Origin of the sequence: Aureimonas sp. AU40, from assembly GCF_001463785.1 — a bacterium.
Classification (GTDB): Bacteria; Pseudomonadota; Alphaproteobacteria; order Rhizobiales; family Rhizobiaceae; genus Aureimonas.
Window position 1 is genome coordinate 27197 of record NZ_BBWL01000036.1, and the last position, 13587, is coordinate 40783.

Here is a 13587-nt window from a genome sequence, read left to right on the forward strand (position 1 = left end):
TCCACAGGCGGCCGTCAGGAGGGTGGAAGGAAAATAATCCAGACCCCGGTGCGATTGACTCGCGGGAAGGCCTCTGGAATCCATAGGAACATAAAGTGAACAGATGCCGTTTCGGACGGTGCCGCTCGGCGGCGAGACAGGCTGTCCGAAGGAGAAGACCATGCTGGCGGCGAAACCGGAAACCGCGTCCCCCGATACGCCGGAGCCCATCCGTTCCTTCCAGAAAAGCTCGACACAATCAAGACTTGGCCCCTGCGGCGCGTTATCCGACGAGCTGCCGAACGAGGGGGAAAACGAGGGGGAAGCACCGGCGCCGATGCCGCGCCTCGGTGATCTGCGCGCGGTGATTCGGCGAATCGAGGATCGCGCGCCGCCACGCTGGAGCGAGCGGGGGACGGGCGATGCGGGGGCCGAACAGGGAGGGGAGGGGGAGGAATTTTGTCCTGCCGTGCCCGTGTGCCCGCTCGGTTTTGCCGAGATCGACGATCGGCTCGGCGGCGGCTTTCCCGAGGCCGGCTTGTCGGAGCTGCGGGTGGAGGGGGTGCGCGATGCCGGCGCGGGCCTCGGCTTCGCGTTGGCGCTGGCCGTGCTGCTCGGCGCCACGGCGCGCCGACCGTTGGTCTGGATCGCGCCGGCCGCGACGCTCACCGATGCCGGCTATCCCTACCGGCCCGGGCTGGCCGGCTTCGGGCTCGACCCCGCCGCGCTCGTGATGGTGCGCGCCCGCCGGCTGGAGGAGGCGCTCTGGGCGGCGGAGGAGGCGGCGCGCTCCGGCGCCCCGGCGCTGACGCTGCTCGAAGTGCAGAACAACCCGGCGCAGCTTTCGCTGGAGGGCTCGCGCCGCCTCCATTGGCGCTCGCGCGCCGCCGGGCGGCCGGTGGTGGTGCTGCGCCAGGGCGGTTTTGCCGAATCCACCGCCGCGCCGCTGCGCCTGCGCCTCGCGGCCGGTCCCGCCGCTGACACCCCCCGCAGCGGGGCCGGGCTGGAGGCGCAGCGCCTCGTCGGCGCGCCCGCCTTCACCGTCTCGATCGAGAAATCCCGCGATGGCCGCCTTGGCCAAGTCTGTCTGGAGTGGAACCCCCATGAGCGTCGATTCGAAACGATCCGTCCCGCCGCGCTTTCTCGGCCTGTTCTTTCCACGCCTCCCGACGGACCGGCTGCGCCGGCAGCGGTTCGGCCGCTCATGGCGCCTGGAGAAGGAGGGGCGCCTGGAGAAGGAGGGGCGCCTGGAGCAGGAGGGGCGCGTGGAGAAGGAAGCGTGCGGGACGGCGCCCGCGAGCCGCGCCGCCGCGCATCCTGACGCGGGTTTTCCCCAGCCGCTGCTGACGCCGCGCCTGGGGGCGGGCAACGGCCACCGCCCGCCCGCCGCGCTGCCGCTGGCCACCCTGCGCCCCTCGCAGCGCGACGTTGTGGAAGGCGCGGAAGGAGAACTCGCCCCGCTCGCGCTGTTCGAGCGCCAGGGCGGCGCGGACCGACTGGCAGCCTTGTGCGAACTGGCCACCGGCCTCGGGCTGCGGCCGGGCCTCGGCCTTGCCGAAGCGCGGGCGCGCTTTCCCGAACTGGAACTTTGCGACATGAACCGAGGGGCCGACCGCCAGCTTCTGGAAGCGCTGGCCGACGCGGCCGAGCGCTACACGCCGCTGGTCGCGCGCGACGGGCGGCAGGGCCTCGTGCTCGACATTTCGGGCTGCGCGCATCTTTTCGGCGGCGAGGCGGCCTTGTGCCGCGAAGTGGCGCTGCGCTTCGGGGCGCAGGGCTTCGCGCTCGGCTGGGGCCTTGCCTCGCAGCCCGCGCTCGCTGGCGCCCTGGCGCGCCACCGGCCCGGCGTCAGCGTGGCGGCGGGGGAGGAGGCGCCGGCGGTCTCCGCCCTGCCCATCCAGGCCCTGCGGATCGATGCCGAGGAGCGCGCCCGGCTCGGGCGCCTTGGCCTCGCGACGGTGGGCGATCTCCTGGCCCTGCCGCGCGCCTCGCTGGCGCGCCGCTTCGGCGAGGCGCTGCTCGCCCGGCTCGACGCGCTCACCGGCCGGCATCGGCGCCCGATCGAGCCGCGCCGCTACGTCGCCCCGCTCGGGCGCGAACGCCTCCTGTTCGAGCCCGTCAGCCTCGCCGACGACATCCTGCGCCTCGTGCGCCATCTCGCCGGGCATCTCAGGCCCGATCTGGAGGCGCGGGGCGAGGGCGCGCGGCGGCTGGAACTCGCGCTGTTCCGTGTCGACGGGCGGGTGGAGCGGCTGGAGGTTCGCAGCGCCCGGCCCCTGCGCGCGCCCGAGCGCATCGAGCGCCTGTTCGCCGAACGGCTGAAATCGATCAGCGACGATCTCGACGCCGGCTTCGGCTACGATCTCCTGCGCCTGTCGGTGATGGAAACCGAGGCGATGGACGACCGGCAGACGAGCCTGACGGAAGAGGACGGGCAGGGCGGCGGCGAGGCGCTGGCCGATCTTCTCGACCGCCTGTCCACCCGGCTGGGCGAGGCGGCGATCTTCTCGCTGGAGCCCGACGAGAGCCACCGGCCGGAGCGCGCGCAGCACCGCGTCCAATGGCTGAGCGCATCGGGCGCGATAGAAGGCGAAGTGCCGCTGTCGCCCCGGCCCTTGCGCCTTCTCGTGCCGCCCGAGCCGGTCAGCGCCACGGCCGAGGTGCCGGATGGGCCGATCCGCCAGTTCCTCTGGCGCCGCGCGCATTACCGCGTCGGGCGGATCGAGGGGCCGGAGCGCATCGCGCCCGAATGGTGGCGCGCCGACGCCGTGCCGGAGCGCGACTATTACCGCATCGAGGACGAGGGCGGCCGGCGCTACTGGATGTTCCGCGAAGGCGGGCGTCCGGACGGCGCCTCCGGCTGGTTCCTGCACGGCCTCTTCGCGTGAGCGGCAAGGGGCTCCTTGCGCCCGGCCCGGGCTTTTGCGAGATCGGCGCGGCCTCGACCTTTTCGTTTCTGCGCGGCGTGTCGCAGCCGGGCGAGATGGTGGTGGCGGCCAAGACCCTGGCGCTGGGCGGCCTGGGGCTGGCCGACCGCAACACGCTGGCCGGCGTGGTGCGGGCCTATGGGCAGGCGGAACTGGCCGAGATGCCCTTTCGCCCCGGCGCGCGGCTGGTGTTTCGCGACGAGACGCCCGACCTCTTCGCCTATCCCCGCGACCGCGCCGCCTGGGGCCGGCTTTGCCGGCTGTTGACGGTCGGAAACCTGCGCGCGCCCAAGGGCGAGTGCCATCTCGATCTGGCCGATCTCCTCGAATGGGGCGAGGGGCTGAACCTGGCGCTTCTCGCCCCAGACGCTTTGGGCGGCGACGAGGCGGCGGGCGGCGAGGCCGAGCGGCGCCTGCGCGCGGCGCTGAACCCGCTGGCGCACGCCTTTCCCGGCGCGCTGCGCCTGGCCCTCGCGCCCCGGCTCGACGGCGGCGACCGGCGCCGCCTCGCTCGCGCGCAAATCCTGGCCAAGGCCTGCCGCGCGCCGCTTCTGGCCACCAACGACGCGTTCTATCACGGCGAGGACCGGCGGCCCTTGAGCGATGTCGTCACCGGCATTCGCGAGCATGTGCCGCTGGCGCAGGCCGGCTTTCGTCTGGCCCGCAATGGCGAGCGGCGGCTGAAGCACGAGGGCGAGATGCTGCGCCTGTTTCGCGGCTTCGAGGGGGCGATCGGCGAGGCCCGGCGCTTTTTCGAGGAACTCGACTTCGATCTCGCCAGCCTGAAATACGACTATCCCGACGAGGCGCTGGGTCTTTCCGTTTCGCCCGCCGAGGAGCTTCGGCGTCTGGCGCGCGAGGGGGCGGTGCGCCGCTACCATCCCAAGCCCGTGCCGGACAGCATCTGGAGCCGGATCGAGACCGAGATGGCGCTGATCGAGAAGAAGAAATACGAGCCCTATTTCCTCACCGTCCACCGCATCGTCGACGCCGCGCGGGAGATGAAGATCCTCTGCCAGGGGCGCGGCTCGGCGGCCAATTCCGTGGTCTGCTACTGCCTCGGCGTGACGGAGGTGCATCCCGACAAGGCCGGCCTCCTGTTCGACCGCTTCATCTCGGCCGACCGGGACGAGCCGCCCGACATCGACATCGACTTCGAGCACGAGCGGCGCGACGATGTGATCCGCTGGATCTACGATTTCTACGGCCGGGATTCGGCCGCCATCGCCGCCACCGTCATCACCTATCGCGCCCGCTCGGCGGCGCGCGAGGTCGGTCAGTGCTTCGGCCTGTCGGAGGATGCGCTGAGCGCCCTGTCCGGCTCGGTCTGGGGCTATTCCGCCAGCGATCTCGGCGCGCGAGAGGCCGAGGCGGCGGGGCTATCGGCAGAGGACCGCACGACGCGGCACGTGCTTGACTTCGCACGCCAGCTCGCCGGCTTCCCCCGCCACTTGTCGCAGCATGTCGGCGGCTTCGTGCTGACGCGCGGCCGGGTAGACGAGACCGTGCCGGTGCTCAACACCGGCTCCAAGGGCCGCATCATCGTGGAGTGGGACAAGGACGATCTCGACACGCTCGGCATCCTGAAGATCGACATCCTGGCGCTCGGCATGCTCTCGTGCCTGCGCCGCGCCTTCGACATGCTGAACAAGCTTTACCCCGGCGAGGCGACGGGCGACGGGCGGCCGGCCACGCTAGACACGCTGCCGGTGGAGCCGAAGAACGGCCCTGTCTGGAAGATGACGCACCGAGCCGACACGCTCGGCACGTTCCAGATCGAATCCCGGGCGCAGATGTCCATGCTGCCCAAGCTGAAGCCCAACGAGTTCTACGATCTTGTGATCCAGGTCGCCATCGTGCGCCCCGGCCCAATTCAAGGCGACATGGTACATCCCTATCTCCGGCGGCGCATGAAGCTTGAGGATGTGACCTATCCCAAGGAGGAACTACGGCAGATCCTCTGGCGAACAGAAGGCGTGCCGCTGTTTCAGGAGCAGGCCATGCGCATCGCCATGGTGGCGGCCGGCTTCACGGGCGCCGAGGCCGACAAGCTGCGCCGTGCCATGGCGACCTTCAAGCGCACGGGGCAGGTCACGCATTTCAAGGAGCGGATGATCTCCGGCATGGTGGCCAAGGGCTACGAGCCCGACTTCGCCGCCCGCTGCTTCAGCCAGATCGAGGGCTTCGGCGAATACGGCTTTCCCGAAAGCCACGCCGCCTCCTTCGCGCTCTTGGTCTATGCTTCGGCCTTCATCAAGTGCCACTATCCCGATGTCTTCGCCGCCAGCCTTCTCAACTCCCAGCCCATGGGCTTCTACGCCCCGTCGCAGATCGTGCGCGACGCGCAGGAGCATGGGGTGGAGGTGCGCGCCGTCTGCGTCAACCGCTCGTCATGGGACATGACCATGGAGCCTGCCCGCTTCGACCCGCGCCGCATCCACCCCCGCCACCGCGAGATGGCACGCGATATCCGCTCGCGCCACGCCATCCGGCTCGGCTTTCGGCAGGTGAAGGGCCTTGGCGAAGGCGAGATGCGCCGGCTCGGCTGGGTGCGCGATTCCACCGGCCCGTTCCGCTCGCTGCACGATCTGCGCCAGCGCGCCGGCCTTTCGCGCCGTACGCTGGAGCGGCTGGCGGACGCCGACGCCTTCACCGATCTGGGTCTCACGCGCCGCGAAGCGCTCTGGGCGGTGCAGGGGCTGGACGAGCCGGTGGAGGATCTGCCGCTCTTTGCCGCCTCGCGCGGGGCCGACCTGCGGCCCGAGGCGCCCGCCGCCCTGCCGGACATGCCGGAGGGCGAGGAGGTGGTGAACGACTACCGCTTCCTGTCGCTGTCCTTGAAGGCGCATCCCGTGTCCTTCCTGCGCGGCCATCTCGCCGATCTCGGCATCGCGCAGACGGTGGCCCTGGAGGGGGTGCGGCCCGGCCGGCGGGTGGACGTGGCGGGGCTGGTGCTTATTCGTCAGCGCCCCGGCTCGGCCAAGGGCGTCGTCTTCATCACGGTGGAGGACGAGACGGGCGTCGCCAATATCGTGGTCTGGAAGCATGTGTTCGAGCGCTTTCGGTCCGTGGTGCTGGGCGCGCGCTTCATCCGCATTTCAGGCCGGCTCCAGCGCGACCATGGCGTCCAGCATCTGGTGGCGGATCGGCTGGAGGACCTCTCGCCGCTGCTCGCACATCTTTCCCGGAGCGGCTTGGCGAAGACCAATACGCTGCAGCCCGCCGACCATGTACGCAAGCCCCTGCGCTATCACGGCAACGAGCGCGCCCTGCAGCGCCCGATCTCGCCCGAGGTGGTGGAGGCGGCAAGCGCGCTCGGCGCGGTTCTCTCGCGCGCCGACGAGTTCCGCCATCCCCAGCCCGAAGGCCGCGTCAACCTCCACCGCACCCCGCGCGAAGGCCGCCTCCTGCCGAGCGCGCCGGACGGGCAGGACATCCGCGAGGCCCATTCCGTGCTGCCCAAGGGGCGGAACTTCCATTGAGCCGGGCGGTGTTCGCGCTCAGTCCAGAACCGCCCGCAGCACCGCGAGCAGCCGGTCGCATTCGGGGTCGGTGCCGACCGTGATGCGCAGGAAATCGGCGATGCGCGGCCGGGCGAAATGGCGAACCAGCACGCCGCGCTCGCGCAGGGCGCGGGCGAGGTCCGCACCGGCGTGGCCGGGATGGCGCGCGAAGAGGAAGTTCGCCTGCGACGGCAGGACCTCGAAGCCGAGCGCCGCCAGCGCCCCGGCCAGCCGCTGGCGCGAGGCGACGACCAGCGCCCGGTGCCGCTCGAACCAGTCGCGATCCTCGAAGGCGGCGAGCGCCCCGGCCTGCGCCAGCCGGTCCAGCGGATAGGAGTTGAAACTGTCCTTCACCCGCTCCAGCGCCTGGATCAGCGGCCGCTGGCCGAGGGCGAAGCCGACGCGCAGCCCCGCCAGCGAGCGCGACTTGGAAAAGGTCTGCACCACGAGAAGATTGGGATAGGCGCGCACCAAACCCGCCGCGCTCTCCGTGCCGAAGTCGACATAGGCCTCGTCGATCACCACGGGCTGTTCGGGATACGCGCCCAGAAGCCGGCGAAGGGCGGTGAGCGGCAGCGCGATCCCGGTCGGCGCGTTCGGGTTCCGCAGGATGATCGCGCCGCAAGGCCGATCATAGGCCTCCACCTCGATCTCGAAGCGCTCGTTCAGCGTGACCTGTTCGAAGCGGATGCCGTAGAGCCGGCAATAGGTGGGGTAGAAGGCGTAGGACAGGTCGGGAAAGAGCAGCGGGCGCTCGTGGTTCAACAGCGCCTGGAAGACATGGGCCAGCACCTCGTCCGAGCCGTTGCCGACGAAGACCTCCTCCGCCCGCAGGCCGAACCCCGTGGCGATTCCTTCCCGCAGCGCCGAGGCCGACGGATCGGGATAAAGGCGGAGCCGATCGCCAGCCGCCGCCGCGATCGCCGCCAGGGCGCGGGGCGAGGGGCCGTAGGGATTCTCGTTGGTGTTCAGCTTGAGGAGATCGGCGACACTCGGTTGCTCGCCCGGCACATAGGGCTCCAGCGCGTGGACGATCGGGCTCCAGAAACGGCTCATGGCGATCCTGCCGAGAGGAGGGGAAAGGGGTGGCTGACGGAGGAAATAGACCCGCACCGCGGCACCTGTCCAACACGCCCCCCGGCTCAACCCTCGCCCGGCTTCGTTCTTTACGGCTTCGTCAGGTCCTTCGGGCCATGGTCGGGTCTGTCGCCGCGTCGGAGGGGCCCGTCTTGCTCTATCTCGCCCTCAAATATCTCCATGTGCTCGGGGCCATCGTGATCCTGGGAACGGGAACCGGCATCGCCTTCTTCATGCTCATGGCTCATCGCACGCGCGAGGCCGGTTTCGTGGCGCGCACGGCCGGCGTGGTGGTGACGGCCGATCTTCTCTTCACCGCCTCGGCCGTGGTTCTGCAGCCCATCACCGGTTACTGGCTGGCCCGCGAAGCCGGCTATCCCCTCACCGAGCCCTGGATTCTCGCCTCGCTGGCGCTCTACGCCCTGGCCGGCCTGTTCTGGCTGCCGGTGGTCTGGATTCAGGTGCGCATGCGCGATCTGGCGCGGGCGGCGGCCGCGCGGGACGAGCCGCTGCCGGCGCGCTATCACCAGCTGTTCCGCGTCTGGTTCGTGTTCGGCTTTCCCGGCTTCGGCGCGGTCGCCGCCATCCTGTGGCTGATGATCGCCAAGCCGGGGCTCTGACGCGATGACTGCTCCTCCCACGATCGCCATCTTCGGCGCCTCCGGCTTGATCGGCGAGGCCACGGCGCGCCAACTCCAGGCCGAGGGCTTTCGCGTCCTGGCGCTGGCCCGCCGCTTTTCCCCCGCGCAGCGCGCGGCCTTCCCCAACGCCGTGGAAGCCCCGCTGCTCGCCCTCTCGGCGGGGGATCTCGACCAGATCCTCTCCGCCCACGGCGCCGAGATCGTAGTGAACTGCATCGGCGTCCTGCAAAGCAGCCCGCAGAAGGGCAGCGCCGAAGACGTGCATTGCGGCTTCGCCGCCCGGCTCGTGGAGGCGACGCAGGCGCGGCTTCTCGTGCAGATCTCGATTCCCGGCAGCGAGGCGGAGGATCGCACACCCTTCAGCGCCACCAAGCGGGCGGCCGAGCGGTTGATACACGCCCGCAGCCCCGCCTTCGCCATTTTGCGCCCCGGCTTCGTCTGGGCGCCGTCGGCCTATGGCGGCAGCGCCCTGATGCGCGCCCTCGCGCTGTTGCCGGCCGATCTGCCGGCGCGCGAGGCGGCAAGCCCCTTCGCCGCCACCGAGGCGGGCGACATCGCCCGTACGATCGGCTTTCTCGCCCGGCGTTGGGCCGGCGGCGAGCGCGACTGGCGCGTGAGCTGGGACGTGATGGAGCGCGGGGGCGAAAGCGTCGGCGGCGTCGTCTCGCGCCTCCGCCGGCACATGGGCGGACCCAAGCCTTGGCTGCGCCTGCCCGCCGCGCTGATGCGGCTCGGCGCACTGGCCGGAGACGCCGCCGCCCGGCTCGGCTGGTCCCCGCCGATCCGCACCACGGCGCTCCGCGAGATGAGGCGCGGCGTCCAGGGCGACCCCGGCCCCTGGATCGCGGCAACGAGCATCGAGTCCCGCGCCTTCGCGGACGCCTTGGCGCACACGCCCGCCAGCGTGCAGGAGCGCTGGTTCGCCAAGCTCTATCTCGCCAAGGCGTTGGTGATCGGCACGCTCGCCGCCTTCTGGCTCGTGTCGGGCCTCCTCGCCCTGACGCTCGCCTTCGATGCGGCGGCGGCGATCTTGATCCAGGCCGGCACTCCCCCGCTTCTGGCCAAGGCGGCCACCGCCGCCACCAGCCTCCTCGACATCGCCATCAGCGGCCTCATTGCCACAAGGCGCACCTGCCGCCTCGGCCTCCTGGCCGGCATGGCCGTCACCCTCGCCTATCTCCTCGGCTCCGTTCCCATCGCGCCCCATCTCTGGCTCGATCCGATTGGCGCCATGGTCAAGACCGTCCCCGCCCTCGTCCTGATGCTGGTGGCCCTGCTGATCCTGGACGAGCGCTAGGACCAGTCCGTTCGCCTTATCACGCGAGCGTGATGGCGGCCCGGCGAACCCTCCTCATCCCAAAGCTTCGCGCCGCCTTAGTTCGCTTCCTAAGGAATTGCGCGTCCGGCCTGGGGGATCTGGTGGGGCGTCGCGGGGCAGGGCGCTTTGGCGCCGGGGGATCAGACGCTGAAACGGGGTATTCCGAAACTTCCGGGGCGGGGCGGAGTGGGGCGAAGGGCTGCGGGGCTTCTGCCGCTCGTGCTGCTGGCCGCCTGCCAGGGGCCGCAATCCACCTTCGCGCCAGCCGGGCTCGAGGCCGAGCGGGTGCTCGGCCTGTTCTGGGTCATGCTGGCCGGGGCGGTCGCCATCTGGCTCTTCGTCATGGCCGTGTCGATTTACGCGACGCGGGCCAACTCGACGACCTTCAGCGACAAGGCCGGCAACCGCTTCATCCTCTGGGGCGGCGTCGCCTTTCCCGTGGTGGTACTGACCGCGCTTCTGGTCTTCGGCCTGCGCCTCATGCCGGATTTTCGCGCGCCTGCCGACGGGCCGCGCATCGCCGTGTCGGGCGAGCGCTTCTGGTGGCGCGTTCATTACAACGCGCCCGACACGCCGGGCGTCGCCAAGGCGCTGTCGGGCGAGGGCGTGCCCTCGGCCAACGAGATCTGGCTGCCGGTGAACCGGCGCTCCGAACTGCTGCTCGGCTCGCCCGACGTCATCCATTCCTTCTGGGTGCCCAATATCGCGGGCAAGACCGACACGATCCCCGGCCGCGTCAACCGGCTGGTGGTGGAGCCGACGCGGCTCGGCACGTTCAACGGCATCTGCGCCGAGTTCTGCGGCACGGCCCATGCCCAGATGCTGTTTCGCGTGCGCGTCGTTACGCAAGAGGAGTTCGACGCCAGGGTCGCGGCGGAGGCCGCCCCCGCGACGCTGCTCGATCACCCCGGCCGGCTCGTTTTCGAGCGCAGCGGCTGCGGCGCCTGCCATGCCGTGCGCGGCACGCAGTCGACGGGCGAGGTCGGACCGGACCTCACCCATCTCGCCGCCCGCCTGACGCTCGGCGCCGGCATTCTGGAGATGAACCCGGACAATATCGCGCGCTTCGTCGCGCTCACCGAACATGAGAAGCCGGGCGTCGAGATGCCAGCCTTCTCCATGCTGCCGCCGGAGGACATCCGGCAGATCGCCGATTGGCTGGGGAATCTTCGATGAGCATGGCGGCCGAACTCAACGCGCTCCGCCGCCCTGAGGACCCGGACCAGGAGGACGAGGCGGTGCGCCGTGCCCAGGCCGAGCGGCTGATCGCCGTCTGGGACAGCCCCAAGGGCTGGCGCTACTGGTCCGACGTCAACAACACGACGGTCGGCGTCTGGTACACCGCCACCGCCTTCGCCTTCATGCTGTTTGCCGGCGTGCTCGGCCTGATGATCCGCGTGCAGCTGGCCGTGCCGGGCAACGACTTCCTGTCGGCCACGCTGTACAATCAGGTCTACACGCTGCACGGCACGGTGATGATGTTCCTCTTCGCCGTGCCGATCTTCGAGGCGGTGGCGGTCATCCTCCTGCCGCAGATGCTGGGCGCGCGCGACCTACCCTTTCCCCGCCTCTCGGCCTTCGGATACTGGTGCTTCCTGATCGGCGGCATCTTCGTCTGCGGCTCGATCTTCTTCGGCCAGGCGCCCAATTCCGGCTGGTTCATGTACCCGCCGCTGACCACGCAGGCGCGCTTCACCCCCGGCTACGGCGCCGACATCTGGCTGCTCGGCCTGTCCTTCATCGAGGTCGCCTCGATCGCCGCGGCGGTGGAGCTGATCGTCGGCGCGCTGAAGTGCCGGCCCCCCGGCATGAAGCTGAACCTTATGCCGCTCTACGCCTGGTACGTGCTGGTCGTGGCGGCGATGATCCTCTTCGCCTTTCCGCCGCTGATCGCCGGCGACATCCTGTTCGAGATGGAGCGCCTGTTCGACTGGCCCTTCTTCGATCCGACGCGCGGCGGCGACCCGATGCTTTGGCAGCATCTGTTCTGGATCTTCGGCCACCCCGAGGTCTACATCATCTTCCTGCCGACCATCGCGCTCTTCGCGATGATCATCCCGACCTTCGCGCGGCGCCCGCTGATCGGCTATTCCTGGATCGTGCTGGCGGCGGTTGGCACGGGCTTCCTGAGCTTCGGCCTGTGGGTCCACCACATGTTCACGACGGGTCTGCCGGCCATGTCGCTCGGCTTCTTCTCCGCCGCCTCGGAGGCGGTGGCGATCCCGACCGGCGTGCAGATTTTCGTGTTTCTCGCCACCTGCCTTGCCGGCCGCGTCGTGTTCGCCGTGCCCATGCTCTTCGTCGCCGGCTCGCTCGGGATCTTCGTGCTGGGCGGCCTCACCGGCGTCATGGTGGCGCTCGCGCCCTTCGACTGGCAGGTCCACGACACCTATTTCGTGGTGGCCCATCTCCACTACGTCATCCTCGGCGGCGTGCTCTTCCCGATCGTCGCCGGCCTCTACTACTACTGGCCGATCGTCTCCTCGCGCAAACTCTCGGACCGCTGGGGCAAGGTCGCCTTCTGGCTGATGTTCGTCGGCTTCAATGTCGGCTTCTTCCCCATGCACTATTCCGGCATGATCGGCATGCCGCGCCGCATCTACACCTATCCCGCCCTGATGGGGCTGGAACTGCCGAACCTCATCTCCACGGTCGGCGCCTTCGTCTTCGCGGCCGGCTTCCTGATCGTGGTGGCCGACATGCTGCGGCCGCGCAAGGACGCCTACGCTGAGCGCAATGTCTGGAACGCCGGCACGCTGGAATGGGCGGGCGAGGTGCCGGACCAGCCCTGGGGCGTGCGCTCCGTGCCGATCATCCGCTCGCGCTATCCGATCTGGGACCAGCCGGGCTTCGTCGACGACATCGACAAGGGCCGGTTCTACATGCCGGACGCCGAGGAGGGAAAGCGCGAGACCATGGTGACCACCGTGCTCGACGCCGAGCCGGTGCAGTGCCTGCGCGTGCCCGGCCCCTCCTTCGTGCCGATGTTCGCCGCGATCTTCCTCGGCGCCTGCTTCATCGCCGCGACCTTCCACTATTGGACGCTGACCATCGCTTCGCTGGCCGTCGCGGTCTTCGTGATCCTGTTCTGGCTCTGGAAGGCGACCGCCGTCATTCCGGAGAAGGACGAGAAATATGTCGGGCTCGGCCTGACCCTGCCGACCTATGTCTCGGGGCCGCATTCGGTCTCCTGGTGGGCCATGTTCATCACCATGATCGGCGATGCCACGGCCTTTCTGAGCCTCGTCTTCGGCTATTACTTCTTCTTCACCATCCACGAGAACTTCCCGCCCGCCGGGGTGAGCGGTCCCGGTCAGTTCTGGCCGAGCGTCTCGCTGGCATTCTTCGCGCTCGGCTGGGGCGCGACGCTGCTGGCCCATCGCACCCTGAAGCGGGAGAGCGTCGGCGGGGCACGCCTGCTGCTCCTCGTCGGGCTGGTGGCGCATCTTGCGGCCGGCGCGGCGCTGCTCTGGGGGCCGCATGCGACGGGGCTCCAGCCCTCGACCCATGTCTATCCCGCCACCGTCTGGATCCTCTGCATCTGGACGGCGATCCATGCCGGCGTCGGCGCCCTGATGCTGGCTTACTGCCTCGCCCGCTCTCTCGCCGGCAAGCTGACGCCGCGCTACGACATCGACCTCGCCAATGTCGCGCTCTATGCCCATTTCGCGGTGGCCACCGGCCTCGTCACGGTTCTGACGGTCGGCTGGTTCCCTCTAGTCGCGGGAGGCTTAGAGTGACTTTCGAAACCTCCCGGGGTCGGCTGGCGGAGGCTTTTGGCCGCCGGGCATCGTTGCCGATCCTCGCCGATGCCGCCGGCATCGACTGCGTTCGGCGCCTTGCCGACGACCAAAATCCTTCCACCATCCTCCGCCCGGAGGCCTCGAAAGTCACTCTCCCATGTTCGGTCTTCGCCGCGGTACAAGCGACAGCTTGATCACCATGATCGCGACGCCCACGGTGTGGGCGCTGCATTTCCTGTTCTCCTATGTCTGGGTGGCGAGCGCCTGCGCGCCCAACGAGGACGTGTTCAAGTCCATCGCCCCGGCGCGGATCGGCGTGGCGGTGGCGACGCTTCTCGGCCTCCTCTTCTGCTTCTTCGCCGGCCTTCGCGCTTGGCGGGAATGGCGGGCGGAGGGCGG

The 13587-nt window shown here is 69.9% G+C and carries 8 protein-coding genes and 1 pseudogene; 8 read left to right on the plus strand and 1 reads right to left on the minus strand.

Going from position 1 to position 13587, the window contains the following annotated elements; genetic code table 11:
- Positions 1–316 precede the first annotated feature (316 nt).
- The 3 genes from AUL32_RS12420 to AUL32_RS12430 are packed head-to-tail and all read left to right on the plus strand — an operon-like array spanning position 317 to position 6388.
- On the plus strand, positions 317–1300 hold the full coding sequence (locus tag AUL32_RS12420) for an ImuA family protein (RefSeq protein WP_156421451.1): 984 nt from the start codon (positions 317–319) through the stop codon (positions 1298–1300).
- Positions 1245–2867, plus strand: a complete 1623-nt coding sequence (locus AUL32_RS12425; RefSeq protein WP_244497851.1) for a Y-family DNA polymerase — start codon at positions 1245–1247, stop codon at positions 2865–2867. The genes AUL32_RS12420 and AUL32_RS12425 overlap by 56 nt, the downstream gene beginning before the upstream one ends.
- A complete protein-coding gene (locus AUL32_RS12430) occupies positions 2864–6388 on the plus strand; it encodes an error-prone DNA polymerase (RefSeq protein ID WP_062115399.1) in 3525 nt (1174 codons plus the stop codon). The genes AUL32_RS12425 and AUL32_RS12430 overlap by 4 nt, the downstream gene beginning before the upstream one ends.
- A gap of 18 nt (positions 6389–6406) precedes the next feature.
- Here the strand turns inward: AUL32_RS12430 and hisC are convergent, their stop codons facing one another.
- Complete coding sequence (gene hisC, locus AUL32_RS12435) at positions 6407–7465, minus strand: histidinol-phosphate transaminase (RefSeq protein ID WP_062115402.1); 1059 nt, start codon at positions 7463–7465, stop codon at positions 6407–6409.
- Between the two features lie 137 nt (positions 7466–7602).
- Here hisC and AUL32_RS12440 point away from each other — a divergent pair, with 137 nt between their 5' ends.
- The 5 genes and pseudogenes from AUL32_RS12440 to AUL32_RS12460 all read left to right on the plus strand — a co-directional run.
- Entirely contained in the window at positions 7603–8106 is a 504-nt protein-coding gene (locus AUL32_RS12440; RefSeq protein ID WP_062115405.1) for a DUF2269 family protein, read from the plus strand.
- Positions 8107–8110: 4 nt separating this feature from the next.
- Positions 8111–9424, plus strand: coding sequence for an SDR family oxidoreductase (locus tag AUL32_RS12445; protein ID WP_062115409.1), 1314 nt, complete (start codon positions 8111–8113; stop codon positions 9422–9424).
- A gap of 207 nt (positions 9425–9631) precedes the next feature.
- A complete protein-coding gene (locus AUL32_RS12450; RefSeq protein ID WP_062115412.1) occupies positions 9632–10621 on the plus strand; it encodes a cytochrome c oxidase subunit II in 990 nt (329 codons plus the stop codon).
- Positions 10618–13185 (plus strand): cytochrome c oxidase subunit I, encoded by a 2568-nt coding sequence (ctaD, locus tag AUL32_RS12455; RefSeq protein WP_062115414.1) that lies wholly within the window; start codon positions 10618–10620, stop codon positions 13183–13185. Before AUL32_RS12450 ends, ctaD begins: the two co-directional genes overlap by 4 nt.
- 202 nt (positions 13186–13387) lie before the next feature.
- Positions 13388–13587, plus strand: a pseudogene (locus tag AUL32_RS12460) (hypothetical protein); the annotation flags it as partial.